This is a genomic window from Mesorhizobium sp. WSM4807 (assembly GCF_055811615.1).
In genome coordinates this window covers 132,924-155,524 of sequence record NZ_JBVVQY010000008.1, presented here as the reverse complement: position 1 = coordinate 155,524, position 22,601 = coordinate 132,924, and the positions used below count along the sequence as shown (strand labels likewise).

Here is a 22,601-nt window from a genome sequence, read left to right as displayed (position 1 = left end):
GGGGCGGCGGCGCAGAAAATGATTTCAACCACCAGTATACCCGGGCAGTCGCAATCACCTGACAGACGCGAAAAGAACGCGCCGTCGGCGGAGGTGTCGGGGACTGAGCTTCGGTTCGGCGGTTAAAAAAGAGGGAGAGTTACGGAGGTTAAGGTGAACGGCTTGCTGAAGACTGGACTTTCGACAGGCGTGACCGGCACAGTCGCAAGTGTTGTGACGGCGGCGTTCCTCGCCCTTCTGGCCAAAGCCGAAGGAAAGTCGGCGCTGCAGCCGACCAACGCCACCAGCCACTGGCTCCACGGCGACAAGGCTGGTGCGGCTAGGAAGGCCGACCTCGCGCACACGGCGGTCGGCTTCGGCACCCATCATGCTTCGGCCATATTCTGGGCCGCTCCTTTCGAGGCTTGGCTCGCCAGAAGTCCTCCGCGGTCGCCGCTACTGATGCTGCGCGATGCCTCCGCGGTAGCCGCGATCGCTGCGGCTGTGGACTATCTCGTTGTACCGAAGCGGCTGACCCCGGGCTGGGAGACAGTGCTTTCTAAGCGCTCCATCGCAACTGCGTATGTAGCGCTCGCACTGGGTTTGACTGCCGGCAGATTAGTGGCGCAGGAGATGCGAAAAGGCGAGGTACGGCCATAGCGCCGGGCATTTCGTGGCCATTGAACGCCTGTGCAAAAGCTTCTGTACTACGGCACCAAGTGGAGAACCGTTCGGCCACGGCATCGCCGAGACCGCGGGTGTGTCGATTCAGTTCGTGAACACAACCCGGACGGCCTCGCAAATCTCGGCCTGATGACCACCCGCCGCTGACGCTGCGCTGCGCCCAGATGGTGCTTGCGGCGCGCGCATGGAGTGCAGCAAAGCCAGACCAAGATACCTCGTCGACGGCCCAGATGGTGCCGCTGGCGTCGCTCCATTTCCATAACTAACGTGCCAGAAGCATCCAGGTCCAACACACCATCCACTGCGAACTTGTCCGCGCAGTCGCAGATCCGGAGCTTTGACCGATCGGGACAGTCGTCTCCTGCCCAGCGTGTGCAGTGGTCGCGATCAGGATCCAGGCAGCGGCAGCGGCGAGAAGTTTGTTCAAGTACGTGTCCTTTCCTTGATGGAATTGAACACGATGATGAAACACCCGGCCTCTTGCGTGCCGTTTCGATTGCGCGGTTACGGAAACATCGTTTGCTTCAGCTGATTGCACCGATGTGGACCGGGCGCACTTCTGCCTTGCCGGCAGGCAGGCCGGAGAGGATATGCTGAAGGACGAGCGTGAATGCGCTGCCAAGGTCAGAATCCGCTTCATTTCCGTTCTCCATTTATGAGCTTCATAGCTTCGGCCAATTCGGCGCGCGGGCTACGCCGCCACACAGCACTGGACGGTCCGCGCTCGGTCCCCGACGATTCCGCGAATTGGCCGAGAAGGAGTTGTAAAGTGCGGCGGCCTACCCCGCGCGGCGAATTTCCGCTCGCTTCGGAAGCTTCCAGTTTGGTCTCGGGAAATGACAGGTGTAGCCATTGGGATAGCGCTCGAGGTAGTCCTGATGCTCCGGCTCGGCCTCCCAGAAAACGCTGACCGGCACCACCTCGGTCACGACCTTACCGGGCCAAAGCCCGGATGCTTCGACATCGGCGATGGTGTCTTCCGCAACGCGCTTTTGCTTGTCGTCTGTATAGAAGATCGCCGAGCGGTAGCTGGCGCCGACATCGTTGCCCTGGCGGTTGCGCGTCGTTGGATCATGGATCTGGAAGAAGAATTCCAGCAGATCGCGATAGCTGATCGTGTCTGGATCGAACACGATCTCGATCGCCTCGGCGTGGCTGCCATGATTGCGATAAGTAGCGTTAGGCACCTCACCGCCGGTGTAGCCGACGCGGGTGGAAATCACGCCGGGGTAGCGGCGGATCAGATCCTGCATACCCCAGAAGCAGCCGCCTGCAAGCACTGCGCGTTCGGTCGTCATGGTCTCTGACCTCCTGAATTTGGTTCATCGCCAATATAGGCATTGTTGCCATCTTTTTTCAGCCGCAGGCCATTTGACACAAACGCGTCGCCCGATGGAGATTATCCTGACGCCAGCGCAGTGTGCGCTCCATGTCAGTCGAGACGATCATGGGCAAATATCGAGACTATCGCGAGCCACGCCGGCATCGCCATGACGATGACCCCGTTTCCTTTTCGGAACAGGCTTCCGAGCCAAGCTACTTTCAGCGGCCCGCGATTGTAGCCGCAGACCCTGTCGACGCCGAGATATTGTGGTTCAATGCCAGCAAGGGTTTTGGCTTCGTCAAACTGTCGGACGGCACGGAAGCTTATCTGCACATCCGAGTGTTGGAGGCTGCCGGAAGCCGCGCTGTTTCCGAGGGAACACGTCTCAAAGTCGCGGTTGAACAAAGTCCAAGAGGTCGTCAGGTCGTGCACGTGCTGGAGATCAGCGATCAGATCGCGAAAACGCCGGCAGATGCGCGCCTTGCTGGGGGGTCCATCGCCGCGATGGGTGGTGCGCAGCTGGAGAGCGAGGGCACGGTCAAGTGGTACAATCCCGAAAAGGGGTTCGGCTTCATTGCTCCCGAAAATGGTGAGAAGGACGTCTTCGTTCATGCCACCGCGCTGACCCGCTCAGGGCTCAGCGTGTTGGTGGAGGGACAGAAGGTGATTGTCGAATGCGGGCAGGGCAAGAAAGGCCTGGAAGTCCGGAGCGTTCGCCTCGCCTAGAAGCGAATAACCGGGCCATGGCCCGAAATTGCCCTTATGCAACGAAAAAAGCCCGCTGCCGGGAGGAGGTGGCAGCGGGCTTGATTTGAAATGCAGCGCGGGAGGAGGTGCACCGCATTCAGCGCCGGCATCGCATCTGGGAGGAGTAGATGGCCGACAACAGGATCATATCGATCGCCGCAGATATTGCAATGCACAAATTTCATATCGCATGCGCGAAAGCGTTACCTGGGTGTAAGCATCGCGATTTCCGATAAAAGCTGCAGCTGATATACCGTCGTCATGTGGCAGTCTGGCCCGCATGACGACGCTTCATCTCAATTGGCGCGGAAGACGGTGAATCCGGCAAAGCCGAATAGAACGCATCCGCCGAAATGGATCGAGCCTCAGCTGACGCGCCTGGTCGACGAAGCGCCCAACGGCCTCGATTGGCTTCACGAAATCAAGTACGACGGATACCGCATGCACGCGCGGATCGACGGCAGCGACATCCGCTTGCTCACCCGCACCGGCCTCGATTGGTCGCATCGCTATCAAGCGACGATAGCGGCCCTCCGCGCGCTCCCGGTGAAAGAGGCATATCTCGACGGGGAGCTGTGCGCAGTTCGGGCAGACGGCGTCACCTCCTTCAGCCGCCTGCAGGCCGCTTTGGACGAGGGCCGCACGGGCGATCTTGTCTTCTTTGCTTTCGATCTTCTGTTCCTGAACGGAGAAAGCATTGCGGAGCTGCCGCTCATCGACAGCAAGGCGCGACTGGAAGGCCTGTTTTCGACTGACATACCTGGCCTGCGCTTCAGCGATCACGTGATCGGCGACGGGCCTGCGTTCCGCAAGCACGCCTGCCGGCTTGCACTCGAGGGCGCTATCTCAAAGCTGATCGACCGCGCCTACGCATCCGGCAATCGCGGCCTATGGGTCAAGTCAAAGTGTCTCAACAGAGAGGAATTCATCGTCGTCGGCTGGACCGATCCGACAGGAAGCCGGCCGCATATCGGCTCGCTGCTTCTCGGCTACTACACCGATGATGGTCGTCTGCTGTACGCGGGCCGCGCCGGCACGGGCATCACGGTGGCAGAGCTCAAGCGATTGGCTCGCCGGCTTGGGCCACTTCAGACAGCTCGAATGCCCCTCGACGTTCCGCCGCCGCGCGAGAGCCGGTTTGGCTCGCCGCTTGAGCTGTCGCGCGTGCATTGGGTCAGGCCTGAAGTGGTGGTCGAGGTCACCTATCTCACCTGGACGGAAGACAATCTCCTGCGCCGAGTCTCGTATAAAGGCGAGCGTCAGGACAAGCCAGCCCGGCAGGTGGTGCGCTCCCCGCCCCATCTCTGATCGACATCGGGCGCCGTTTCGTTTCAAGTCACCCGACTTGCTCTTCCTGCAGTGTGCTGGGGGGGAAGGGCCTTGATCAGCGACTTCGACGACACCGTAGGGTCAAGCCAGTCCGCCCACGCGCTGCGATCGAGGATAACAATCTGCCTGTCATGATAGGGCGCGAGATCGGGCCCAGGCTCCATCGTCAGCATGGTAAAGGATTCGCCGACCTCCGGTGTGTCACGCCAGATTCCAGGAATGCAGAAGATCGGCTCGTCCTTCTTTGTGAAGAGCCACTTGTCCTTTCGCTTCTTCTTGCGGTCTATCGGATCGGTGAACTCGTAGAAGCCGTCCGCCACGATTAGGCACCGGTTCGACGAGAACTCCCGGCTCTCTGAACGGAAATAATAGACCGGCCGCTTGTTCGGTCCGGGCCAGCTCCAGCGACGTTGCATCATATCGCCTTCGCCTCGGACGCCCCCGATAGTCCTGATGATCGGCGCCACGTCACGCCGGCGCGACATAGGGGCCATAATCCTTCGCTCGGATCGCTGCGATAGCCGCATCTGGAGGGTCAAACTCACCCTCGCCCGTTTCTTTGGCCAGAAGTCCCTCGGCCAACGTGCCCTACCGGCCGAAGAACTGGCTGCGCATCGCCTCTAGAGTCTTGCACGTTTTGACGGAAGCGTAGCCGGCGTTTGCGAAGTAGTTGTTGCATTCGGTTGCCTCGATCGTTTCAACGAGGTGGCCGATGTGTCGCCAAGTATCCTCGACGGTGCGCTTCTGGGCTTGGCGCATCCAGTGCTTGATCTTGGCAAAGGCCTGCTCGATCGGGTTGAGGTCGGGAGAGTAGGGCGGCAAATACCAAAGCCTGGCGCCGGCGGCCTTGATCATCTGTCGGATGGCGGCCGACTTATGGCTTCCCAGGTTATCCATGATGACGATATCGCCGGGCTTAAGGACGGTGATGAGCTGTTGCTCGACATAAGCGCGGAAGCATTGGCCGTTGATCGGGCCGTCGAAGACGCAAGGTGCTGCGAGCCGATCCCAGCGCAGCGCGCCAAGGAAAGTCAGCGTGCGCCAGTGGCCGTGCGGAGCCAAGCCGCGCAGCCGCTTGCCCTTCGGCCCCCAACCGCGCAGCGGAGCCATGTTGGTCTTGATCCAGGTCTCGTCGATGAAGACCAGGCACTGGGGATCGAGGCCGGCCTGCCAGGATCGCCATCGTTGGCGCCTGCGGGCAATATCGGCGCGTGCCTGCTCAAGGGCGAACAGCGTTTTTTTTGAAGCTCAGCCCCTCGCGGCGCAGGAATTGCCACACTGCGTTGTGCGAGACCTTGATCCCGCGAGCGGCCAACTCATTCTTCAGACCATGCAGCGTCAGATGCGGCGTCTCACGCACACGGGCCTCGATGAAGGCACGGTGCGGCTCCAGCACCCTCTTGCGATGTCCGCCCATCTTGCCAGGCGCAACCGAGCCAGTCGCCCGATGGCGCTGCAACAACTTCACCGCCGCCGAAACCGAAATGCCGAACCGTTTCGCGGCCGACCGGCGGCTCTCGCCACCCAAAACCGCCGCTACAACACGTTCGCGAAGATCATCCGAAAGAGGTCGCGTCATCAGATGCTGGCCTCCACTCCAGCCAGCATCTTGAATCACAAAACCGACTGATCCGGAATCCCCTTCGATTCCGTCAAATCAGGAACCGCTCTAAAGGCGTGCAAGAAGGCGATTTCGTGATGGTCGCCGGCTTTCCCGGAGCAACCAATCGGTTCCTCACGGCGGATGAAGTCCGGTTCAACTTCGCTGCGAGTTCGTGGGTCTCGCCTTCGACGGCACGCTCTAGGGCGTAATCTCTGACTGGGAGCGCGACGCGGACCGCAGCCGCAGCATCCATGTCGACAGTCGCTTCATCCTCTGGACCATGGACAGATTGACGGCGCTAGCCGGTTGCTCAAGGAGATGGGAGTGCTACCGGCGTTGCGCTCCTGAGCGGGGTAGTCTGGCGGTAGGCGAACGCGTCGGCGTCAGCCAGCCAGAACGGCACTTCGGGACATTGACGTGACCTTGCCACAGCGATCGTTGATCGTGCTCGAATCGGCCGGCGCTCCAACGCATGCGCAACATTCGAAGGTTCGCCAGCGCCTGAGCAGTCGCAATTCCGTTTCCCCCTTGGCATACCCGTCCAATGACGTAACTCGGTGCAGTCGCACCGACCAACGCTTGTTCGTCTACTCGAAAACGAGCAACCCGAGTTCTGAAGCCGCGTTGAACCGACTATTCCCTTGCAATGGAGACAAGACGATGCAGCTCTTCTGTGGAGAAAATGCCGAAATGAAAACCGCCGGACAGGAACAACGGCGGTCCACAGGAACGGGAGGCCACAGATGTGCAAGGTTTACGCGAGACAGGATCCCGAAGGATACCGCCAGAGACCAACCGTTCGGTCCGTGTTGCCGGCCATTCGACCAGCATCCAGCTCGAGGCCGCTTTTTGGACACTTCTCGACGAAATTGCCGAGAGCCAGGGGCTGTCAACGCCGAAATTTATCTCCAAGCTCTGTGACGAGGCACTCGAGATCAACGGAGATATCCCGAACTTCGCGTCTATGCTCAGGACTACCTGCGCACTCTATCTGCGAGGTTACCGGCCCTCACACGACGAGCGTCTTAAATTAAAGCGAAGCTGCGTGAAGGCGAGAGGGCGCAGGTGGAGCATTTGCACCTGCGCGCGGACACGAATTTGCTCGGTCGCTAGACCTTGGATCAAGCGGAACGCTGGGCAGACTCTTTCCCTAGCTGGTGACTCCGCACCGCCGGTGAATGCTTGTTTGCGTCGAACCGTTTGTAATTCGCTCGACTGGCATTGATGCGCCCCGTGGAACGGGATAAATCTGCAGGGGGAAACGAATGGTGCCAGAGGTGCCCGACCCGGTCGGTGCTTATTTCGAAGCCTCCTCGCGCATATACACACCCTAGGCGATACCTGTGTCGCCGATGCCGCAATGGCAGGATGCTTACAAAAAAGGACATATCAGACCTAATAGCTGAGCGGCCGTTGTAGCAAACCTGAAAAAATATCAATCAATCAAAGTATTACCGCCTTGGCATGCTCCTTGCGAGCTTCATGTAGATCTTAGCAGTGTAAGCGTTCTTATCCGGGATGCAGCGCTCACCGGGGAGGGTAGAAGCCTTGAAGTCCAAAGATGTGCGTGCCCAAGCCTATTCGATGCCGCTGACAAGCCCCGCCTACCCGACGGGGCCATATCGCTTCGTGGACCGCGAGTACCTTATCATCACCTACCGGACGGACCCCGACCGGCTACGCGCCGTAGTCCCTCAGCCACTCGAATTCGATGATGCCTTGGTAAAGTTTGAGTTCATTCGCATGCCCGACTCTGCGGGTTTCGGGAGCTATATTGAGTCCGGCCAGGTCATTCCCGTTAGGTTTAACGACGTGATCGGCGGCTATTCGCATGCCATGTATTTGGACGACGGACCGCCAATTTTGGGTGGCCGTGAGTTGTGGGGATTCCCGAAGAAATATGCACATCCTGCGTTAGAGGTCTATGGAGACACACTGGTCGGCACCCTCGACTACGGCCCGGTCCGGATCGCAACAGGCACCATGGGCTTTAAACATCGGGCGCTCGACCACAGCGAAGTTCTGGCCTCGCTGTGTCAGCCGACATTCCTCCTGAAGATTATTCCGCATGTCGATGGCAGCCTGCGTGTCTGCGAGTTGGTACGCCTTAAGATGGAGGACGTGACATTGAAGGGCGCATGGGGTGCTCCCGCAGGCTTGGACTTACGGTCGCATGCACTCGCGCCGATTGCAGAACTGCCGGTTCTGGAGGTCGTTTCAGCCGCCCATTTCATCGCGGATCTGACACTCGGCCTCGGGACAGTTGTTCACGACTATCTGGCCGAACCGCAGGCGGCGTGAACCCGAAGTCAAGGTGATCAGATCGACCAGCATGTAGGTCGGGCAACAAAGAAAGTTGGCTCTCACGAAGCAGCATCAAGCCGTTGCGGAAAGTCTTCGGTGTGCCGTTCGCGGACGGTGTGGCCGTGCGACGACTGTTGCGATGACGATGAGCCCACCTCGTAAAGCTAGATCGGACTGATGACGTGCAAAAAGTATTTAGAGCTCTGCTTCGGCACTTGAAGGGCTTTTGTTCGATGGAATGTGCAGAGCGGCTGGCGGCTTTGGCCTCTGTGGTATTCCCGAGCTTTTGATCAGCGCTGTTCTGCAAGCTGGTACCAAGGACCTTACGATAACCTCGAACAACTGCGGCGTCGACGACTTCGGGCTTGGTGTCCTGTTGAAGAGGAGGCAAGTCAAGAAGATGTTCTCGACTTATGTCGGCGAGAACACCGAGCTTATGCGCCAGTATCTGAGCGACGAGCTGGAGCTTGAGTTAAACCCGCAGGGAACGCTCGCCGAACGAATGCGTGCCGGTGGTGCCGGTATCGCAGGGTTCTGCAACATCCTCTCGCGTCATATTCACCTTAAACTGCTCGGGGTTATAATCGACCTCCGCTGTCGCCAGCTCGACGAACGCCCGCATGTCTTTTGCGACGGTCTCGGGCAGCGGATAGCTGGCTTCGGGGCTTAAGACTTGCAGCAGCCGTGCCACGTCGTTGCGATGTTTTTTGATGTTCTTTTCGTCAACCTTGCCGCCCGCATCGCGCTCCCAGCTAAGGTCGAGCCACGCGCGGGCCTTGAACGGGATGATCGCTGCCTCGTTGAGCACCGGGATGGCGCCGGCATCGCGCACCATCGACTTGAGAAAGGCGTAATAGTCCTCGTCGAGCAGGATCGCCGACAGACTCGCGGCCGTTTCGTCGATCGGAAGCGGCGTAAGATGCGAGTCTCGGCAAGCGTCAGCCCTTCGGGCGACCGCGAGAACAGCTTGAGCATGGCGGGAAATCTTCGGTCTTCGGCTTCTGGAAGCGGTAGAGGACTTTCTCCCCCTGGCTTCGCTCTCTGATCTCGTACCCACCGTGCTCGACAAAGGCCCAGAAGCGTTCCGCGAAGGCAGCGTCCAGCGCCTCGACGATCAGCACGATGTCGAGATCCTTGGTGGCGCGGAAGTCCAGGCCGACCTCGTTCATGATAAGCTCGCAGGCGGCACCACCGATCAGCACATATTGATGTTCATGGCCCGCGAAATGAGCGCGAAAGCGGTCGACCCCGATCACCATTCAAACCTCTCCAATAATTCTTCAATAATTCTTCCGCCGCTTGCGCGACGCGTTCGTCCGTGCTCCCCCGAACACTGAGATACAGCGAGAGCCGATTTATGACAGCATCCCGCGCGAGGACCTGCGGGTCGTAAGTCCAGGTCTGAATCTCTAACCGGTCGTCATCGAACGCCGTGGCTGGGCTGAGTGCGAGCCTCTCCTTGAGGCGCTTCCAACGAATCGACAGAATGGCGCGCGTTTGGACCCTTGGCGTCGCCAGCATGGTGTAGCGGGCAAGCGCGCTCTCGCCAGCGAGCGGTGCGATTTGGTTTTCGACCCGGCCACTAACAAGGCGAACCTTGCGCACTGGGGATTGCAACCGCTCTTGGATTGCCTCCCATAGTTCGTGACCACCCAGAAGCATGTGCAGACGGCGTTGTCGGCCGACTGGCGAGCCTTTGCAAGTTGGAGTGCCTCAAGCTCATCGAGTGTTCGGCTTATGCTTATGATCGACACATGGAGTCGCTCGGCAAGGTCGGTGAGGTGTTCCTCCTCAAGGGCGACACTCTGCAGGACCGCGAGGAGCACCAATTGCGTAGTAGGGCTGATCTGGTCGGCGGGGCGATCGCGGTCGTCGGCCCTCGCTCGCGCAGGTCGAGCAATGCTTCCGGGACATAAAGCTGCGCACCCGGCGCGATGAAACCGATCTGCCGGTCCACCATCTGGCGCCGGATGGCGTTCGGCACATGGTCAAGCAGCAGCAGAATGAGATCGACGCCAAGTTGGCGACGGACAAGATCACGATACTTGAGGTAATCCGTTGTGGCGCCTTGCCGGGGTTCGCGAATCGCCATGACAACCAGAGTGCGACCGCCCAGCAAACCGTTCCCACAACATGTAGCGGTCAAGCACGAAGTATGGGACGTTTGTAGGCGCTATCGGCGTGAGTTCGAGCCGCCGCCCGAAGGCGTGCTGGACATACGCTTCCGCCGCCTGAGCGAGCGCTTCTAACCGCGCGGCAAGGATTCTTTCTAACACCATGCCCGTATTTAACAGCGCTTCTGTTAAATGTAGATGCACTGTTAGGTATGGGTCGCTTTCTACGACACCGGCTCTAGAGAGAATAGGGTTTCGACAACCGCCTGGCGGGTTTTCCTATGTGTTCAACCATTCGCATTCTCTTCATTCGTAGGGTAGTTCCTCAAAAGCCCGATCATGAGATCGCCCTCGTAACCGAGAACGGAAATTTCGACGTAACGGTCGCGATGGTGGGGCAAGGCGCGTCCGTCATTGGGGCCATTTTTGATGTGGCTCTAACGTGCTCCCACGTCGAGGATGTCTCCTTGACCTGCCAGCCAACGCCACCATCGGCCTCGTGCCAGAAGACAATGCCGTTCGAGACCAGCACGCGTTCGCAGCGCGCAAGAGCTTCGGCGAGCATCCGGCTGCACGCTCGCGAGCTGGAGCAATCGATTGGCGCGGGGTAGAAGGATCTGTCGGATCGTGGCCTTCGTCTTTCCCTAATGGGTGCTGGCGCTCAGGCCAAATCCATTGGCGATCTTCGCGCGTTGTGTCGATGATCTGCCGTTCTCCGTCCAGTAAAGGATGGGCCCAACCCGATTTTACGACGAATATCTCATTGTAGTCGTCATCCTGGCGGCCTATCACCGAATTGGGTTTGTAGATTTTGCGGTAGCACCGAGAAAATCGTTGTTGCCCCAATCGTTCTTCGACAATGTCCCCCTATTGGATGCGATGCGAGCGCATGGACTGCCGGGGCGAAATCGCGGGGCCAAACCAGCATCGCGCAGGAATCCCTGCACATGGCTAATTACCCGAAACCACTCCCAGGCAATTACTCGTGCAGACGCAACTCAAAACTTGCGGCTCAAGTACGACGAGGCTGCCAATCCGAACCGCCATTCGAGATCTACAGCCTTGGTGATGCCGATCCGGCGTCCCGTCAAGATGGAGGTGGTTCTGGCTCCTGGCGGCAGCTTGAACTGGAACGGAAGCTCGTCCAGTGGCAGCCCGTCAGAAGATGCATCGAGAGCAAGCGCCTGGCAAAGGCGACGGGTCCCGAACAAAGAAATCGAAGGTCATCAACGCCGCGATTGGCCCGCATCAGGTCGAGCTTTGATTGCGGTTCGATCGCGCGCAGAAGGACAGCACCACCGGGAAGGCAGACGGCATTCAGGCACCGATGCAGACCATAGGAGCGATAGACGTATGCGCTCCCTGGGGCGCCGAGCTGTTTCGCGAAGTCCGACCACAAAAACTGTGTGAGGCTGGATCATCGGCGCGATAGGCTTCTGGTTCGACGACGATCCTGCCCACGCCGTGCACAAGAAGCGTGGCGCCGATCATATCGCGCGCGACAACGCAGGCGTCCCGGGCAAAGAACTGGCGGTTCGTAATCAACGCTTGCACCGGATCTCGACCGCGCCGGAACGTGGCGCGAACAAGAACATTCCCGCTCCGGCTGCAAATGGCCAATCCACCAGGGCCAAACTTACGATCATCAGCATGGCAGCGATTCCTACTGAGCTCGGATAGGGCTGATCGCCTATGCATGAGGGTCGATTGGCTATTCAACAGCGCCAAGCCAAAGGGGTCGAAGTGATTTGGAAGTTCGAAGTTCGCTGCCGGCGTAGAAAGAGAGACCCGGAAGACCGTGCCTGCCGCGTTTGCGATGCCGCGATGCGTTAGGTGGCCCGGAGCAAATCCTCGTGCGCTGCTCGGGAGCAACACCACGAAGGAACGTGACAGGCTCTGCGATCGTTGAAGACTTGTGCTCGAGCTGCATCATGCCATCCACCTCATACGCAAAACGGAATACGATCCGAAGCGCAAAGTCCTTTCGGTGTGGTTCGTCGCCAGCGGCAAACGGTACGATTTTGAGGACGTGCCGCGGGAGACCTTCGCCGCGTTCAAAGCCGCCTTCGCCAAAGGCCGCTTCTTCAACGACCATATCCGCAATCAATTCCGGCACCGCCTAGTTGGTATTCAATACGAGCTTCAATGGCCTGAACCTGTCGAAGTCCTACGGAGAGTTTCTGTCATTCCTCGCGTCTGGTCTAGCCGCACCAGCGCTTCATTGACCATCAGCCGGATCGGGCGCAGTGGATGATCGGCTGGAACGAAATCCTCCAACCGCTTCATCGTGAACAGCTGCTCCATGAACACATCGCTCCCGCGCATCGAACCGCCTCGCCAAGGTGGATCAGTAGTCTGTGTTTGGCGTAGGCATTTCAGCAGCCTGCTAGGCGCCCGCCGCCACGTGCGGGCGACGCCGGCATCAACCGGCGGGCAGATGCGCCGAGGGCAACAAGCGCGCCTGACGCAACGCCGCCAGATCAGCCGAGCCGGTGCAGAAGCAGGCGACGGCCAACTGGCGGATGACGATCTCGAAATGCGCGACAACCGCCTCGGTGGACACCGTCGCCGCGCGCAGCACGCCGGCCGCCTGCCCAGCGATGTCCGCGCCCAGGCGGATGGCCTTGGCCACGTCGACGCCGTCGCGGATCCCGCCCGACGCGATCAGCTTCACCGTTGGCAGCGCCCGACGTACCGCCTGCACGCTGGCCGGGGTCGGAATCCCCCAATCGGCGAAGGCCATCGCCACTGCACGGTCGGCGGCATCGCGGGCGCGCTCGCCCTCCACCGCGGCCCAACAGGTGCCGCCGGCGCCGGCGACATCGATCACCGCCACGCCCGCCTCGACGAGCGCACAGGCCACCGAGGCGGACAGGCCCGACCCCACCTCCTTGGCCACGATCGGCACGTCCACGCTGCGCGCGGCGCGAGCGATCTGCGCCAGGACGCCGCGCCAGTCGCTGTCGCCCTCCGGCTGTACCGCTTCCTGCAGCGGATTGAGATGGACGATGAGTCCATCGGCCTCCAGCGCATCAACTGCCCGGCGCGCCAGGTCCAGGCCGTCGGCCTCGCGCAGTTGCGCGGCGCCGATATTGGCCAGCAAGGGAATGTCTGGGGCCAGGCGGCGCAGCGCGCGCGTCAGCCCCTGGGAGCTGCGGGATTGCAGGCTCACGCGCTGCGAACCGACGCACATGGCGATCCCCAAGGCTTGCGCTGACTCGCTCAGATGCCGGTTGATGGCCTCGGCGCGTGGCATGCCGCCGGTCATGGAGCTGATCAGCAGCGGCGCGCGCATGGTCTTGCCCAGCAGCGAGGCGCGCAGGTCGATCTGCGTCAGGTCCAACTCGGGCAATGCGCAGTGTTCGAAACGGATGTACTCCCAGCCGGCGGCGACCGCGGCCGGCGCCGTTCGCCGATCCAGCACGATGTCCAGATGATCGTCCTTGCGCCGGCTCAGGGCGGTGTCGGTCATGCTCGCTCCATCCGTCGCATCGGGCGACGGCGTTGCGTCGGATCGGACCGACGGCAGCGCGCGCACGCGCCGCCTCCCGCGCGTTCAGGCCGGCGCACGCTGGCCTCCCCCCGCAGCGTCGCTGCGGTAGCGGCTGGTCGAGGTCTGGTAGTACTGCGCGCGTATGGCCGCCATGGCCTCGATCAACGGTCCCCACGGCGCGGGAAAGCGTTCTTCCGCCATCGCCCGGTGCAGCATGCCCGTATGGCCGGCCAGCTCGTCTTTGAGGAACTCCATCACAGGCATAGCCGGATAGCGCTGCAGCAGCAGGATCGCCGCGTTGTCGGCCTCGCCGGCCGACCTGTCCTTGTCGCGTCCATGCAGATCGTTCTGCAGGCGCCCTATCGCGGAGATGAGCCGCAGGACCTGGCGAAACGCCGGTCGCGCGCGCAAGCTCGCCATGTCCAGCCCCCACAGCAACGACAGGCAACAGAACACGTTCGCGTAGCCGATCGAATCGATGCCGTTGTGCAGGTACTCGGCGTAGGACCAGCGTTCCGCCCCTGCCGCCTGCGCGTTTCCTGCGCGTAGCGCCGCGCAGTAGCACCGGGTATCGTCGAGAAGCTGAGCGTAGTCGCGACGATCGTAGGCGAGCGCGGCCAGCGAACCGCGCAGCACAGCGCAGCCCTCGAATCCGGGGAGCACGCACGGCACGCCCTGCCCCAGCGCCTGCTCCACCGCGGCGAGTTGCTCCGGCGCGATCAGGCCAAGGTCGTTGCAATCGTCGAGCCAGAACAGCAGCGCCAGTTCGCGATAGAACGCCACGATCAGCGTTTCGTCCTGCGGATCGCGGCCGGTGCGGGCGCTGGTCTCACGCAGGCTCGGGTGGATGCGCTGCAGGATGTACTGGCCGCCCCTGACAGCTTCCATCGCATGCTCGTCGGCGAACCCGGTCAGGGAACGCCCCCACTCCAGCACCTGCTGCAGCGCGCGTTCGGTCTGGATCATGGCGACGCTCCTGCTACCTCGGCCAGGACGCGCCGCCCCCAACGAAGCGCCAGCCACAACCCGGCGAGTTCGGCCACGCGCACGACCCGGATGGGGCAATACAGTTCCTTGCCGATCCACAGCGGCGTCTGCGGCAATGCATGCGCCGCATGGCGGGGGAGCATCCACTCCAGCGCACGCGCCACCGCCTGCGCGATGCGCCGGCGCTCTGTCGGCTCTTCGCTCCCGTCCATCACGTGCAACGCGAACAGCGCATAGGCGGTTTCCTCGAATGTGGACGTGCGACCGGCGCCCCAGCCGCCGTCGTCACGCTGCGCCTGCAGCAGCGCCGCCAGCGCGCGCTCGTCGCGCCACTGGGGCTTGCCTTGCGCCAGCGCAGCGACCGCATGCGCTGTGGGATACAGCCACGAAACGTGCCATTTTTCGTTGTCCCATAGGCCGTGCGGGTTGCGATTGGCCTCGACGTAGGCGCTGGTGTCGGCGGCGGGCTTTCCCAACAGTCGCAACGCATGCAGGGCATGGATGTTGGTCGACACCGAGGCATTGCGCTCGCCGGGGAATGTGACGAACAGCTCGCCGATTTCGAAATGGCGCAACGCATCGACCGCCGGGTCGCGGCCTGCAAGGCGCAGGACGCACAACGCAACGGCGGTGTCGTCCGCATCGGCCGCGAAGTGCAAGGCCGGGCCCAGACCGCGCACGCCCAGGCGGGCGTCGAGCTGCGCGACGATCACGCGCACCGCCTCGGCGAGCGCGGGATGCGCGAACAGCCCGGCCAGATGCAGGGTGTACAGCGACCAGCATGGCTCGAACACATTGATCGGCCAGACGTTGGGCACGACACCTTCGATGCCGCTGCGCGTCGCCCGCGATGCCGCCTGCAGATACGCGTCGGCGCGCCCGACCTGCGGCGTGTTCCCCTGTGTCACGGCGTGCGCACGCCACGCGGCGGTGGCCGCCGGACTGATGCCGATGCTGCCGTCGTCATCGGGGCATGCGGTGGTCGGCGACGTCCCCCAGGCTTCCCAGGAGTGCAGCAACGGATGGCCGCTCGGCAACGTCGCCACCGCCCCCAGCCTGACCAGGCACACTTGCCGCAACGGCAACAGCGCCGGGTGGCGCGGAAACGCCACGCCGCCCAGCAAGGATGCGGCCTCGCCGCACAACTGCGGCAGGATCAGCTCCGCGCCGATCGGCGCGTCTTCCGGCACCGCATGCGCGTAGGGATCGGGCTGGCGCTCGAGGAACCGGGTTGCAGCCTGGACTGCATCGGCAGCGCCGGGAAGAGGATCGGCACGCTGCAATGCCAGCAACGCCGCCCACGTGGGCGCATGGCGGAACAGCGGGAAGTCCGCGCTTCCCCATCCGCCATCGGCCTGTTGCTGCGCGAGGAGCCACGAGTATGCGTCCTGCCGACCGGTGACGTTGCCGTGGAACTGCAGAGCTCGCGCCGTGTCGTAGACGGACGGACCGACGCTGCCGCCGTCGCTCATCTCGCTCAGCAGGTGGCGCAATTCGGAAAGGATCTGTTCGGACAGCGCGTTCACGCGGGATGTTCCTTCTGCAGACGGATGACGAGAACCAGGATAGGGCAGACGCCACGCGCGTCGCCGCAGGCCCGTCGCGGCCCGGCGCACGGGCAGCGCCGGACGGCCGCCCTGCTCCGGCGCGGCGACGCGCCCCGATGCCGGCGCCGGTCCGCCGCATAGGCTTGCGCGCAGCGGGCCGCGGCCGTGCTGGGCAGCCGCTGCGATCGGCGCCGCGGACTCGGACACAGTGCGTCCACCGCTGCCGCCGGCCGATCGCAGCGGCACAGGGGCGACTCCATGCGGACGCTCATGCGCAAGGCGCGTGCTTGAACAGATACGCGTTGGCCCGCTGCAACATCTGCGCCAACCGTTCCGCACGCGGCCCCAGCGGGGCGATGGCCTCCCCGGCGTCGCGCAACAGATCCAGCGCGAACTGGCGCGCTGCCTGCAGCCCCATGATCGACGCGCAGGTCGGCTTCTGCGCCGCCGCGTCCTTGCCGGGGGTCTTGCCCAGCGTCGCGGTATCCGCTGTCGCGTCGAGAATGTCGTCGACCACCTGCAACGCCAGGCCGAAACAGGCGCTGTAGCGATCGAGCGCACAGTACAGCGCAGCGTGCGCGGCATCCTCCGCGATGGCGTATAGCGCGCCCATGCGAACGGACGCGCGCACTAGCGCTCCGCTCTTCATCCGGTGCATCGCCACGATCCTGTCCAGCTCGACGTGCTTTCCGACCAGCGATAGATCCATAGCCTGCCCGCCTGCGGCACCCTCGGCGGACACCGCCTGCGCCAGTTCGCGCACGAGCGCGATACGGTTGTGGCCGGGCGCATCCAGGCTCGCCAGGGTCAGGAAGGCGTGCGCCTGCAACGCATCGCCGACCAGGATCGCAGTGGCTTCGCCGAACTTGACGTGCACGGTCGGAAGGCCGCGGCGAAGCACGTCGTCGTCCATCGCGGGCAGGTCGTCGTGGACCAGGGTACAGGCGTGCATCATCTCGATGGCGGCGCCGACGTCGTCGAGCATGTGCGCCGGCGTGTCGGCCAGTGCGCCGGCAGCCAGACAGAGCAAGGCGCGGGTTCGCTTCCCGCCATGCAAGGTGGCATAGCGCATCGCCGTCATCAGCTCGGTCTCACCGTCGTCTTCGGCGCAGAGAAGACGCGCCAGCGCCTGTTCGACCCGCTTTGCACCGTCCTGCATCCAGATCTCCGGCAGCAGCCTGCCGGACGCGCCGCGCGCCTGCGCGCCCAATCCGCCGAGCGCGGAAACGCCAGTTCGGTCGTCGTGTAGCGTGGAACCGGTCTGCATGTTGTTCATGTCCTTGTACTTGACACGGCCACGGCGAGCGCCGAGCCGCCGCGGTGTTGCCGGTGTCGCACCGAGCGCGCGCGCCGAGGCAGCAATGCCGGGCGTCGCCGGCGCCGCTGCCTCGCCACACGGGGCGTGCGATGCCAGCTCATGAGAATCCGATGCGGATTGTCATGGACGGATGTGCGGTCGGGTAATAGCGCCGGCCCTTTTCGACGCCGCTCAGCAACCGCGGCCGCACCCCGGCCTTGTGCATGGTCAGCGCCAAGGCGACGGAGAACTGCACCAGTTCCAGCCATACCAGGTGGTAGCCGATGCAGACGTGTGGGCCGGTACCGAACTGCAGCATGTCCACCGGCCGGATCGGCTCCGTGCGTTGCAGCCACCGCGCCAGGCGGAACTGATCAGGCGCCTCGTGCAGCAGCGCCGAGGTCGAGAAATGCAGCAGCGGGATGCACAGATGGGTGCCCGCGGGAATGCGCCGTTGGCCGAGCTGCAATTCCTGCAGCGCGCGACGCGGCAGGACCGTAGTCGCCGGATGCACGCGCAGCGTCTCGCGGAACAGCGCCTCGGCGACCGGACACTGCGCCAGGTCCGCGTGTCGGGTCGGCACCGCGCCCACGCGTTGCGCCTCCTCGACTAGGGCGTCCCACAGCACAGGCTGCCGCGCCAGCTCGATCACCATCCAAGCCATCGTCGAGGCGGTGGTGTCGTGACCGCCAAGCAGCAGCAAGCGGATATTGGCGATCAGGACGTCATCGGAGAGCGCATCATCGCTGCGATCGAAGGCGCTCACCATGTCGTTGATCAACCCGGTTCGCGCGGCATGCGCGCGCGCGTCGCGGACGAACTGGCGCAACTGCGCGTCGATCCAGTCGCGGGCGGCGCGGCCGCGCCGCAAGGGCAGTCCGGGCAGGTCGACCGGGGGCGCGACGATCAACTGCAGCAGTTGCCGGTACTTGCGATGCCACCCCGGCAGGTCGTGCGCGGGGATTCCCATGAGGCTGAAGATGAGCTTGAGCGTCAGGTCGCCGGTTTCGCGCAGGATGGTTACGTCGCCGCGGTCGCGCCACGCCTGCACCCGCGCCAGGATGATGGGCGCGAACAGGTCGCCGATGCCGGCCTGGGTCAGCCCCTTGGGCAGGAACGCCGCCTTGATCGCATCGCGCGCCTGCCGGTGCGCGCCGCCGTCCTGGGCGACCAACGTTCCGCGAAGCAATTCGGGCGCGATCTCTTCCATCAGCGCCGAGGACACGTCCTTGTGCCGGAGCAGTGCGAACGCATCCAGATCCGTGCAGGTCATCAGGTGACCGGCAGGGCCGAAATCCAGCCAGAAGTGGCTGCCCAGCGTCCGTTCCGCGCGCCGCAGCAGGCGCGGCAGGTCGCACACGATGGCGGGAAGATGCCCGACGAGGGGGAAAGCGCCGGGCACGACCGGGATGTCGTACCGCAGCCGGTGCCGACGGTCCAGCGGGTTGAGCAGCATGTCCATCAGCAGCGCGGCGCCGCGGCCGCTTCGGCGATGTCGCCGGCAGGCCGCGCGGCGCGGCTATTGCCACCGTCGGCGTATGTCGGCACATGCGCCAGCATGCCGCCGTCGATGCACACGACCTGGCCAGTGATGAACGCAGCATCGTCGGAGAGCAGGAAAGCCACCAGCGCGGCCACGTCCTCAGGGCGGCCGACGCGCGGCAGGAGCTGGTGCCGGCGCAGATGCTGTTGCATGCACTCGTCCAGCTTGGCGAGGAGACGCTCGGTCATGATGAGACCCGGCGCAACCGCGTTGCAGCGGATCTGTGCATGACCGTACTGGGTCGCGAGCGAGGCCGACAGCATGTTCATCGCCGCCTTCGACGCGGCGTAGGACGTCTGCGCGGTGTCACCGCTGAGCCCCTGGCACGACGACATGTTGACTATCGCGCCACCGCCGCGGGCGATCATCCGTGGGATCGCCTGCCGGCAGCAGAGCAGCGTGCCGCGCAGATTGGTCGCCATGGTATGATCCCAGACCGCCAGGTCCAGGTCGAGGATCGCGTGGTCGCGCGGGGTCAGATGCATGGCGCTCGCGTTGTTCACCAGCAGGTCGACCCCACCGAAGTGCCGCTCCGCCGTCTCGAACAGCGCTGCCACCGCCTGCGCATCGGCAATGTCCATGGCCAGGGCCAGCGCGTGGCCGGCTTCGGCCGCGATCTGCGCGGTGCAGGCGATGGCCGCCGAGCCATCAATGTCGGCCACCACCACTCTGCCGCCCTCGCGCGCGAGGGCGAGGGCGCATGCCTTGCCGATGCCGGCGCCGGCGCCGGTCACCACGGCCACCTTGCCTTCAAACCGTCCCATCGTGTCCTCCTGGATTGCGTTGGTCTTTCGCGGCATGCCGATAGGCCTCCGCCGGAGAAGGCGCAGGGTCGGCGCTGGCGCGCTCGCCATCGCCAGAGTCGCTTTCGATGACCCGAATGGCGGCGACCGGGCACTGGCTGGCCGCGAGCCGCACGGCGGCGTGCAGCGCCTGCGGGACCGTCACCACGCACACTTCAGCCACGCCGTCCGGTTCGCGCTGGCGAAAGGTCCCCGGCAGCGTCAGCACGCACTGCCCGGTGGTTCCGCACAGATCCTGGTCGACCACGACGCGCATCTCAGCCCCCCTGCGCATGCAGCCGCACCGGCAGCGCGCGGAACGTCCTAAGGAACGCGGAGGGCTCCCGGGTCGGCTGCTCGGCCAATGCCAGCGTGGGGAAGCGCGCCTGGATCCGGGGCAGGCTCTCGGCCAACTGCACCCGGGCCAGTTGCGCACCGAGGCAGAAGTGGATGCCGTGGCCGAAGCTCAGCATGATCTTCCCGTCAGTCGACATGCCAGGACTGGTGCCGTAGAACCGCGCGGGATCGAAGCGGTCGGGATCGGCGAAGGCGTCCGGGTCGCGATTGCCTGCCGCGATCAGCACGCGCACGTCCGCGTTCTTCGGAATCACCACGCCGCCCAGTTCGATGTCGCGCTGGGCGATCCGCGGAATGGAGCTGAACATGGCGGGCGCGTCGCAGCGCAGGACTTCTTCCACGAATGCCTTCACCCCCACGGCGTCTCCCTGCAGCCAGTGCCGCTGTTCGGGATACGCCAGCATCGCCAGGACCGCATGGTCGATGATCGCAGCAGTGGTGGCGAAGCCGCCCAGCAGCATGCCCCACAGCATGCTGATCAACTCCGCATCCGACAGCGTGTCGGCATCGTCGTCATGTGCGCCGACCAGCATCGACACGATGTCGTGGTGGGGGTCGGTGCGCTTGCGCTGTATGAGGTCGCCGAAGTAGGCCTGCACCTTGGCGCTGGCCGCGTCCGCCGCGGCGAGCTGGGGATCGCTGGCGTGCGGGCTCAGGCCTTCCAGAATGGGGCCGATGCCGGCGGCGAGCCCGAACATGTCATCCTGGGGCATGCCGAACAGTTCGGCGAAGACCAGCATGGGCAAGGCCAGCGCGAATTCCCGATGCAGGTCCACCGCCTCCCCGCGCTCCAGCGCGGGCGCCATGCCGTCCAGGCGCGCTGCGGCGATGCGCGCGATGCTCGGCCGCAGGTCGTCGATCTGGCGCATGGTGAAATCGCGCGAGATCAGCCGGCGCAGACGCGTATGCGTCGGGGGGTCCTTCATCGCTAGCGTGGACGCCAGCAGATTGAGCGACAGGCTGGTCGCCGCACGCGGGAAATAGCGCGCCAGTTCGCCCGGCGCCGGTCCCCGAAACGCATCGCCCGTGGCCTTGAGCGCCCAGTAAATGTCGACGTGGCGGCTCAACAGAAAGAGGCCCGACGCCGCGCGATGCACCGGATCGTGCTCGCGCAACCACCGCATGAACGGATACGGGTCGTGGATGCACGCTGGCGACGCCAGTTCGGCGAAGGCGTCCCGGCATGCTGCTGTGGTTTCTTGCACGTCCATCCTGGTTACCTGTTGGCTGGCTGATCTGACCGGTGCGCGCCCAGGCGCGCCGGCAAATTGCGGAGAAGATCCCGATCCCGGCGGCGTCCGCGCATCACCAGAGCACCGGGAACTCCTCGAACCCGCCAGTGATGATCTCCTTGCGCAACTTCAGTTCTTCGGGCGCCACGGCCAGGCGTAGCGCGGGAAAGCGCTGGAAGATCGAACCGAACACCACCTTGAGTTCCAGCCTGGCCAGCGCCGCGCCTATACAGTTGTGCGGCCCGTAGGAGAACGCCAGGTGCGGGTTTTCGTCGCGTCCGACGTCGAAGATTTCCGGGTCGTCGAAATGGCGCGGATCGAACGACGTCGCCGGCAGGCCGACCAGCACCTTGCTCTCTGCGGGAATATGCACGCCGGCGACGGTCACGTCGCTCCTCGGATAGCGCATGATGCCGTCCCAGCCCGCGCCCGGTGGGTACATGCGCAGGATTTCCTCCACCGCCTTGTCCACCAGGGACGGTTCGCCGACCAGGCGTTCGCGCTGTTGCGGATGGCGGAACATGGCCAGCAGGCCGAATTCGATCTGCGCGACAGTGCTCTCGTGCCCCGCCACCAGTATGCCCGCCGCCAGGCCGATCGCCTCTTCCTCGGTTGCCTTGCCTTGGTCGACCGCTGCGAGCAGATCCGTCAGCAGGTTGTCGCCCGGATCCTGGCGCTTGTCCCGCATCTTGCCGCGAATGTAGGCGCGCAGTTCTTCCCAGGCCAGGCGCGACGCGGTGCGCGGGCCGCTTTCATGCTGGTGCGTCATCACCTCGTCGGACAGCCCGGCGAAAAAGGCGTGATCCTCGTAGAGCACGCCCATCAGCGCGCTGATGACCATGGCTGGAAGCGGAAAGGAGAGGTGGCGCCGCAGGTCGGCGGGCTGGGGCTGGGCCGCCAGCGTCTCGAACAACTGCGCGGCGATCGCTTCGACCTGCTGCGCGAGCAGCTTCACCCTGCGGTTGCTGAAGGCCGGCGCCACGATCGTGCGTAACCGGGCATGCTCGCCCCCCTCGTGCGAGACCAGCCATCCCGGCGAACCGAGAATCACCGAATCCGGGGTGAATGCCGCCGGCGGCATTCCCGCGGGCCGGAATGCCGCGTCGGACAGCACCGCCTTGGCCTCGTCGTAGCCTGTCACCCACCAGCCTTCGTGCCCGGACGGGAACCGCACGCGGTGGATCGGACCATTGGCGCATAGCGCCAACATCTCGGGCGAGGGCTCGATGTGATCGATGCGCCACATCGGCAGCGTCGGCAAGGGTTGTTCGGACATGGT

21 protein-coding genes and 5 pseudogenes are annotated in these 22,601 nt (G+C 63.7%); 9 read left to right on the top strand and 17 right to left on the bottom strand.

Going from position 1 to position 22,601, the window contains the following annotated elements; genetic code table 11:
• Positions 1–153: 153 nt before the first annotated feature.
• Entirely contained in the window at positions 154–639 is a 486-nt protein-coding gene (locus AC0L3N_RS13155) for a hypothetical protein (protein WP_473547973.1), read from the top strand.
• Between the two features lie 548 nt (positions 640–1,187).
• Here the strand turns inward: AC0L3N_RS13155 and AC0L3N_RS13150 are convergent.
• Complete coding sequence (locus AC0L3N_RS13150; RefSeq protein WP_473547972.1) at positions 1,188–1,316, bottom strand: hypothetical protein; 129 nt, start codon at positions 1,314–1,316, stop codon at positions 1,188–1,190.
• A 126-nt stretch (positions 1,317–1,442) separates the two neighbouring features.
• Positions 1,443–1,961, bottom strand: coding sequence for a peptide-methionine (S)-S-oxide reductase MsrA (gene msrA / locus AC0L3N_RS13145; protein WP_473547971.1), 519 nt, complete (start codon positions 1,959–1,961; stop codon positions 1,443–1,445).
• 149 nt (positions 1,962–2,110) lie between these two features.
• Here msrA and AC0L3N_RS13140 point away from each other — a divergent pair, with 149 nt between their 5' ends.
• Both AC0L3N_RS13140 and ligD read left to right on the top strand, forming a co-directional pair.
• Complete coding sequence (locus AC0L3N_RS13140; RefSeq protein ID WP_473547970.1) at positions 2,111–2,713, top strand: cold-shock protein; 603 nt, start codon at positions 2,111–2,113, stop codon at positions 2,711–2,713.
• Between the two features lie 282 nt (positions 2,714–2,995).
• Positions 2,996–4,042: a non-homologous end-joining DNA ligase gene (gene ligD / locus AC0L3N_RS13135; RefSeq protein ID WP_473547969.1), complete on the top strand. Its 1,047-nt coding sequence runs from the start codon at positions 2,996–2,998 to the stop codon at positions 4,040–4,042.
• A 28-nt stretch (positions 4,043–4,070) separates the two neighbouring features.
• Here ligD and AC0L3N_RS13130 read toward each other — a convergent pair.
• Positions 4,071–4,533: pseudogene (locus AC0L3N_RS13130) on the bottom strand (SOS response-associated peptidase family protein); the annotation flags it as partial.
• 118 nt (positions 4,534–4,651) lie between these two features.
• Positions 4,652–5,642 (bottom strand): IS630 family transposase gene (locus AC0L3N_RS13125; RefSeq protein WP_473547968.1). Its coding sequence is split into 2 segments (ribosomal slippage): positions 4,652–5,305 and positions 5,307–5,642, totalling 990 coding nucleotides; the frame shifts between segments, so codons are not numbered across the junction.
• Between the two features lie 119 nt (positions 5,643–5,761).
• Between AC0L3N_RS13125 and AC0L3N_RS13120 the strand changes: the two genes are divergently transcribed.
• The 4 genes and pseudogenes from AC0L3N_RS13120 to AC0L3N_RS13105 all read left to right on the top strand — a co-directional run.
• Positions 5,762–5,875, top strand: a complete 114-nt coding sequence (locus tag AC0L3N_RS13120; RefSeq protein ID WP_473548076.1) for a hypothetical protein — start codon at positions 5,762–5,764, stop codon at positions 5,873–5,875.
• A gap of 534 nt (positions 5,876–6,409) precedes the next feature.
• Positions 6,410–6,705, top strand: a pseudogene (locus AC0L3N_RS13115) (ribbon-helix-helix domain-containing protein); the annotation flags it as partial.
• A gap of 509 nt (positions 6,706–7,214) precedes the next feature.
• Complete coding sequence (locus tag AC0L3N_RS13110; RefSeq protein ID WP_473547967.1) at positions 7,215–7,967, top strand: acetoacetate decarboxylase; 753 nt, start codon at positions 7,215–7,217, stop codon at positions 7,965–7,967.
• 241 nt (positions 7,968–8,208) lie between these two features.
• Positions 8,209–8,505 (top strand): annotated as a pseudogene (locus tag AC0L3N_RS13105) (CoA transferase subunit A); the annotation flags it as partial.
• On the opposite strand, the gene AC0L3N_RS13100 reads toward AC0L3N_RS13105, so the two are convergent.
• Both AC0L3N_RS13100 and AC0L3N_RS13095 read right to left on the bottom strand, forming a co-directional pair.
• Entirely contained in the window at positions 8,443–8,805 is a 363-nt protein-coding gene (locus tag AC0L3N_RS13100; protein WP_473548086.1) for a hypothetical protein, read from the bottom strand. The pseudogene AC0L3N_RS13105 and the gene AC0L3N_RS13100 sit on opposite strands and share 63 nt — an antisense overlap.
• A 103-nt stretch (positions 8,806–8,908) precedes the next feature.
• Complete coding sequence (locus tag AC0L3N_RS13095; RefSeq protein ID WP_473547966.1) at positions 8,909–9,229, bottom strand: hypothetical protein; 321 nt, start codon at positions 9,227–9,229, stop codon at positions 8,909–8,911.
• 495 nt (positions 9,230–9,724) lie between these two features.
• On the opposite strand from AC0L3N_RS13095, the gene AC0L3N_RS13090 reads away from it, so the two are divergent.
• Positions 9,725–9,886: a hypothetical protein gene (locus tag AC0L3N_RS13090; protein WP_473547965.1), complete on the top strand. Its 162-nt coding sequence runs from the start codon at positions 9,725–9,727 to the stop codon at positions 9,884–9,886.
• 1,196 nt (positions 9,887–11,082) lie between these two features.
• Here the strand turns inward: AC0L3N_RS13090 and AC0L3N_RS13085 are convergent.
• Positions 11,083–11,575: pseudogene (locus AC0L3N_RS13085) on the bottom strand (DNA-3-methyladenine glycosylase).
• Positions 11,576–11,999: 424 nt separating this feature from the next.
• Between AC0L3N_RS13085 and AC0L3N_RS13080 the strand changes: the two are divergent.
• On the top strand, positions 12,000–12,338 hold the full coding sequence (locus AC0L3N_RS13080) for a KTSC domain-containing protein (protein ID WP_473547964.1): 339 nt from the start codon (positions 12,000–12,002) through the stop codon (positions 12,336–12,338).
• Here AC0L3N_RS13080 and AC0L3N_RS13075 read toward each other — a convergent pair.
• The 10 genes and pseudogenes from AC0L3N_RS13075 to AC0L3N_RS13030 form a co-directional block, all read right to left on the bottom strand.
• Positions 12,281–12,409 (bottom strand): annotated as a pseudogene (locus AC0L3N_RS13075) (IS5/IS1182 family transposase); the annotation flags it as partial. The gene AC0L3N_RS13080 and the pseudogene AC0L3N_RS13075 overlap by 58 nt on opposite strands.
• Positions 12,410–12,506: 97 nt before the next feature.
• Positions 12,507–13,556, bottom strand: a complete 1,050-nt coding sequence (fni, locus tag AC0L3N_RS13070) for a type 2 isopentenyl-diphosphate Delta-isomerase (protein ID WP_473547962.1) — start codon at positions 13,554–13,556, stop codon at positions 12,507–12,509.
• Between the two features lie 84 nt (positions 13,557–13,640).
• Complete coding sequence (locus AC0L3N_RS13065; RefSeq protein WP_473547961.1) at positions 13,641–14,543, bottom strand: terpene synthase family protein; 903 nt, start codon at positions 14,541–14,543, stop codon at positions 13,641–13,643.
• On the bottom strand, positions 14,540–16,090 hold the full coding sequence (locus AC0L3N_RS13060; RefSeq protein ID WP_473547960.1) for a hypothetical protein: 1,551 nt from the start codon (positions 16,088–16,090) through the stop codon (positions 14,540–14,542). The genes AC0L3N_RS13065 and AC0L3N_RS13060 overlap by 4 nt, the downstream gene beginning before the upstream one ends.
• Before the next feature lie 289 nt (positions 16,091–16,379).
• The gene (locus AC0L3N_RS13055; RefSeq protein ID WP_473547959.1) at positions 16,380–17,378 is read right to left on the bottom strand and encodes a polyprenyl synthetase family protein; all 999 of its coding nucleotides are present in this window, start codon (positions 17,376–17,378) and stop codon (positions 16,380–16,382) included.
• Between the two features lie 148 nt (positions 17,379–17,526).
• The gene (locus tag AC0L3N_RS13050; protein WP_473547958.1) at positions 17,527–18,870 is read right to left on the bottom strand and encodes a cytochrome P450; all 1,344 of its coding nucleotides are present in this window, start codon (positions 18,868–18,870) and stop codon (positions 17,527–17,529) included.
• The gene (locus tag AC0L3N_RS13045; RefSeq protein ID WP_473548075.1) at positions 18,870–19,715 is read right to left on the bottom strand and encodes an SDR family oxidoreductase; all 846 of its coding nucleotides are present in this window, start codon (positions 19,713–19,715) and stop codon (positions 18,870–18,872) included. Before AC0L3N_RS13045 ends, AC0L3N_RS13050 begins: the two co-directional genes overlap by 1 nt.
• Positions 19,702–20,010: a ferredoxin gene (locus AC0L3N_RS13040; protein WP_473512003.1), complete on the bottom strand. Its 309-nt coding sequence runs from the start codon at positions 20,008–20,010 to the stop codon at positions 19,702–19,704. Before AC0L3N_RS13040 ends, AC0L3N_RS13045 begins: the two co-directional genes overlap by 14 nt.
• 1 nt (position 20,011) lies before the next feature.
• A complete protein-coding gene (locus AC0L3N_RS13035; protein ID WP_473547957.1) occupies positions 20,012–21,301 on the bottom strand; it encodes a cytochrome P450 in 1,290 nt (429 codons plus the stop codon).
• A gap of 94 nt (positions 21,302–21,395) precedes the next feature.
• On the bottom strand, positions 21,396–22,598 hold the full coding sequence (locus AC0L3N_RS13030) for a cytochrome P450 (protein WP_473547956.1): 1,203 nt from the start codon (positions 22,596–22,598) through the stop codon (positions 21,396–21,398).
• Positions 22,599–22,601: the final 3 nt, after the last annotated feature.

Bases quoted from the DNA above. Each gene is read 5' to 3' on its own strand.
- AC0L3N_RS13120 (WP_473548076.1), top strand. From the start codon at position 5,762: ATGGTCGCCGGCTTTCCCGGAGCAACCAATCGGTTCCTCACGGCGGAT.
- AC0L3N_RS13150 (WP_473547972.1), bottom strand. From the start codon at position 1,316: ATGGAGAACGGAAATGAAGCGGATTCTGACCTTGGCAGCGCATTCACG.
- AC0L3N_RS13090 (WP_473547965.1), top strand. From the start codon at position 9,725: ATGGAGTCGCTCGGCAAGGTCGGTGAGGTGTTCCTCCTCAAGGGCGAC.
- AC0L3N_RS13100 (WP_473548086.1), bottom strand. From the start codon at position 8,805: ATGGTGCGCGATGCCGGCGCCATCCCGGTGCTCAACGAGGCAGCGATC.
- fni (WP_473547962.1), bottom strand. From the start codon at position 13,556: ATGACCGACACCGCCCTGAGCCGGCGCAAGGACGATCATCTGGACATC.
- msrA (WP_473547971.1), bottom strand. From the start codon at position 1,961: ATGACGACCGAACGCGCAGTGCTTGCAGGCGGCTGCTTCTGGGGTATG.
- AC0L3N_RS13140 (WP_473547970.1), top strand. From the start codon at position 2,111: ATGGGCAAATATCGAGACTATCGCGAGCCACGCCGGCATCGCCATGAC.
- AC0L3N_RS13045 (WP_473548075.1), bottom strand. From the start codon at position 19,715: ATGGGACGGTTTGAAGGCAAGGTGGCCGTGGTGACCGGCGCCGGCGCC.
- AC0L3N_RS13050 (WP_473547958.1), bottom strand. From the start codon at position 18,870: ATGGACATGCTGCTCAACCCGCTGGACCGTCGGCACCGGCTGCGGTAC.
- AC0L3N_RS13055 (WP_473547959.1), bottom strand. From the start codon at position 17,378: ATGCAGACCGGTTCCACGCTACACGACGACCGAACTGGCGTTTCCGCG.
- AC0L3N_RS13065 (WP_473547961.1), bottom strand. From the start codon at position 14,543: ATGATCCAGACCGAACGCGCGCTGCAGCAGGTGCTGGAGTGGGGGCGT.
- ligD (WP_473547969.1), top strand. From the start codon at position 2,996: ATGTGGCAGTCTGGCCCGCATGACGACGCTTCATCTCAATTGGCGCGG.
- AC0L3N_RS13040 (WP_473512003.1), bottom strand. From the start codon at position 20,010: ATGCGCGTCGTGGTCGACCAGGATCTGTGCGGAACCACCGGGCAGTGC.
- AC0L3N_RS13035 (WP_473547957.1), bottom strand. From the start codon at position 21,301: ATGGACGTGCAAGAAACCACAGCAGCATGCCGGGACGCCTTCGCCGAA.
- AC0L3N_RS13095 (WP_473547966.1), bottom strand. From the start codon at position 9,229: ATGGTGATCGGGGTCGACCGCTTTCGCGCTCATTTCGCGGGCCATGAA.
- AC0L3N_RS13030 (WP_473547956.1), bottom strand. From the start codon at position 22,598: ATGTCCGAACAACCCTTGCCGACGCTGCCGATGTGGCGCATCGATCAC.